Origin of the sequence: Desulfosarcina sp. (assembly GCF_033791525.1) — a bacterium.
Taxonomy (GTDB): domain Bacteria; phylum Desulfobacterota; class Desulfobacteria; order Desulfobacterales; family Desulfosarcinaceae; genus Desulfosarcina.
On the sequence record NZ_JASJGN010000089.1, the window covers coordinates 1 to 3596 of the forward strand.

Here is a 3596-nt window from a genome sequence, read left to right on the forward strand (position 1 = left end):
GCTCAACGCTTCACGCTGGTCATGGGTGACAAAGATGGTGGTGACGCCAAGTATTTGCTGCAGGTTGTCCACCTCCCGCCGCATCTCCTCTCTCAGGTTTTCATCCAGGGCGGAAAGGGGCTCGTCCATCAGTAGGACGTCCGGTTCGATCACGATGGCCCGTGCCATGGCGATGCGCTGCTGCTGCCCGCCAGAGAGTTGGCTGGGCATGCGGTTCTCCACGCCTGGCAGGCGGACCATTTCCAGAGCCCGGGTCACTTTCTCTTTGATGTCCCCCGCAGACACGTCACGGTACTTCAACCCGAAGGCCACGTTGTCAAATATGTTTTTGTGGGGAAACAGGGCATAATTCTGAAAAATCATTCCCAGGTTGCGTTTGTGGATCGGCGTGTCGTTGATCCGAACCCCTTTGATGAATATGTCGCCTTCGGTGGGTTCCTCCAGCCCGGCCACCATGCGCAGCAGGGTGGTTTTCCCGCACCCGGAAGGGCCCAGCAGGGTCACCAGGCTGCCCTCTTCGATATCAAAATCCATTTTTTCGACAGCAACAACTTCGCCGAATCGTTTTAAAATGCCTTTGAACTGCACGATGGGTTGTTTTTTGCCGGTTGCCAATTTAGTCTGTCTCCCTGTTTCAGAGGCTGTTTCTATTATGCAAATCGCCTTACATTTATTACTGCTGAGGCCGGACCATTGCCATGACAACGGCCCGGCCCGGCGTTTTGAAGGTTGATTGCCTTGTCCAATACTAATGACAATCCAAGCCGTGTTCATTTAGAATGTGTAGATTGCGCTCGAGTTCAAGGCGGGCGTCAGATTCGAACCGGAGGCATATCTGGAATATGTCGAGGATTCGAATCTGACGACCAACGCAGAAATCGGGTGCAAGATGCGCGTTCTGGATGGATACTAACTGCCTGCCTTGATCCTATCCCACTTCTCCGTCCATTCCAACTGGTTGGCATTCCAGTAGGACGGATTGGCAAACAGGTATCCGTCCAGTTTGCCGGTGGGGTCGAAGGCCGGCATCTTCTTGATTTTCTCGGTCAATTCCACTTTGGTTGGATCCAAGCTGGGCGGATAGTTCTGTCCTTCGGAAACGGCAATGGCCGCCGCCGGCTCGAGCATGAAATTGAGCAGCTGCTGGGCGATTTCCAGATCGGTGTCCTTGAGGACGAAGAGATATTCCATCCAGGAGTAGGTGCCCTTGGGAGAGAGGTAGCCGATGGGGTTACCCTCTTGCTGAAGTGCGGCCACGCGTCCGGACCAGGCCACCGTGGCATAGATCTCTTCATTGGCCAGCAGGCTCATCAGTTCGGCACCGGAGCTCCAATATTTCTTCATCAGGCCGCGCTGCTCGCGCAGGGCCGCCCATATGCCTTTGAGGTCGGTCATATTGTTGGGACTCTGGCCGGTGTGCAGGGCCGCATACCACATGTTGGTCCGGAAATCGCCTTCCCAACTGCCCAGCTTGCCTTTCAGGTCTTTGTCCCACAGCAGGGCCGCGCCCAACTTTTCGGCTTTCTCCTTGCTGATGTGCTTGGTGTTATAGGCGATGCCGGTTTGTCCCAGATCGTAGGGGACGGCCGAGAGGGTGCCTTTGGTGATCTCCCTAAGCGGTTTGATCATGGCGGCCATGACATTCTTGAGATTGGGGATTTTGGCTTCGTCCAGTACCGACGCAAAACCCAAGTCTGCATAGCGGGCATAATCGAAAACGGCGCTCAAATGGGCGATGTTGAATTCCCCACCAGGTGGGAAGGAGGCTTTGACGCGGGTCAGGTAGGAATTCATGTCACCGAATTCGCCATCGATGACCTCGATGCCCGTGGCTTTGGTAAAGGGCTTGAAGGCGTGTTCTTTAAATGCCTCGGAAACCGAGCCGCCCCAGCCATCGAAGCGGATGGACTTGGCTGCCCAGGCGTCCTTGACGGCATTCCCAAAGGGCGAGCCGACCAATCCGATGGACGCGCCGGCAAGGCCGAGATATTTAAGAAAGTGACGCCGGCTGAGTTTGCCGGTTTTATACGCGTCGTAAACCCGATCTAGTTTTTCTTTCGTTACGATGGCCATGGGTACTCCTTTCAGCTGATGGTTGTCAGGTTAAGACCTTAATCCTTAATCTTTGAGAACTTGCGGGACAGATAGCCTGCAAGCAGGGGGGTGGTGACGGTCAGTACGATCATGACGGCGCCCAGGGCATTGATCTCCGGGCTGATCGAATTTCTCAGCATGCTGAAGATCTTGACCGGAACGGTCTGGTTCTGGGCCGTAGCCCAGAAAAGCGTTGCCGTGATGTCATCGAAAGAGATGGTAAAGGCAAAAAGCGCACCGGCCAGAATGGCCGGCAGCAACAGCGGGAAAGTGACTTCCCTGAAGGTCTGAAAAGCGTTGGCGCCCAAAGATTTGGCTGCCTCTTCGTACTCTTTTTTAATCCCCACCAGCCGGGCCTGGACGATCAACAGCACGTAGGGCAGGGTTAATACGACGTGCCCGATTAGCAGCAGCGCGAAGCTCTTGGGCTGTTGCAGAAATCGCAAAAACAGCAGTAGCGCCACACCCAAAACCACTTCCGGAATCATGATCGGTGACAGCAGCAGGGTGTTGAGGGTGTTTTTGCCGGGAAATTCGAAACGGATGAAGGCCAGGGCGGCAAGGATGCCGATGCCGGTGGATATCACCGCGGTCAGAGATCCAAGGACAAGCGAATTCTTAAACGCATCGATGATCGATTCATTTTGGGCCAGCTTGATGAACCAGCGCCAACTGACGCCTTCCATGGGAAAGATGCCGAACTGTTTGGGGTTGAATGCCAGCACGATAACCACGACAATGGGCGCGAACAAAAAAAGGTAAACGAGGAACGTGTGAATTCTGATCAATGTCCATCCCGGTGAGAATTGTTTCATCGTCTAATTTCCCTGAAGGCTTTTAAAGATCTGATTGATTCCTAGGTACCGGTTGTAGGTCCAGACGATCACAAACAACAGGGAAAGCAGGATCACGCTGATGGCCGAGCCGAAGGGCCAGTCCAGCGTGCCGATCACCCGTTTGAAAATGAGGTTGGCGATCATGTCGTTGCCCGGGCCACCCAGTATCATGGGAGGCAGATAGGTGCCGGCGGTGAGCACGAAGACCAGCAGGCAGCCGGCACTGACACCGGGAAGGCTCAAGGGCAGGGTCACTTCGCGAAAGGCCTGCCATTCGGTGCAGCCCATACATCGGGCGGCTTCGAGAAGGCTTTTGTCGATGCCTTCCAGGCTGACATAGATATTCAAGACCATGAAGGGCAGCAGGTACATGAGCAATCCCATGAGTACGGTAAACTCATTGTACAGCATCGATATGGGCGACTGGATCAAACCGATCTTCAACAGGAAATGGTTAATCAGCCCCGAATCGCCCATGATATTGATCCAGCTCATGGTGCGAATGATGAAACTGACCCAGAACGGCAGCATGATGAGCAGAAGAAAAACTTTTTTATAGCGGCTTTCGCTGCGGTAGAAAAAATAGGCGGGAATATAGCCCATGACGACGCAGAGAAAGACCGTCTCAAAGGAAATTCGAATGGTTCGAATGAGGATTTTCGGATA

The 3596-nt window shown here is 53.9% G+C and carries 4 protein-coding genes; all 4 read right to left on the reverse strand.

Going from position 1 to position 3596, the window contains the following annotated elements:
- On the reverse strand, window positions 1-615 hold a 615-nt coding region (locus tag QNK41_RS04300; RefSeq protein ID WP_319254115.1), incomplete at its 3' end, for an ABC transporter ATP-binding protein.
- Window positions 616-909: 294 nt separating this feature from the next.
- Window positions 910-2073, reverse strand: coding sequence for an extracellular solute-binding protein (locus QNK41_RS04305; RefSeq protein ID WP_319254117.1), 1164 nt, complete (start codon window positions 2071-2073; stop codon window positions 910-912).
- A gap of 38 nt (window positions 2074-2111) precedes the next feature.
- Complete coding sequence (locus QNK41_RS04310; protein ID WP_319254119.1) at window positions 2112-2909, reverse strand: ABC transporter permease; 798 nt, start codon at window positions 2907-2909, stop codon at window positions 2112-2114.
- Window positions 2910-2912: 3 nt separating this feature from the next.
- Window positions 2913-3596, reverse strand: a 684-nt coding sequence (locus QNK41_RS04315) for an ABC transporter permease (protein WP_319254121.1), incomplete at its 5' end; no start/stop codon positions are given.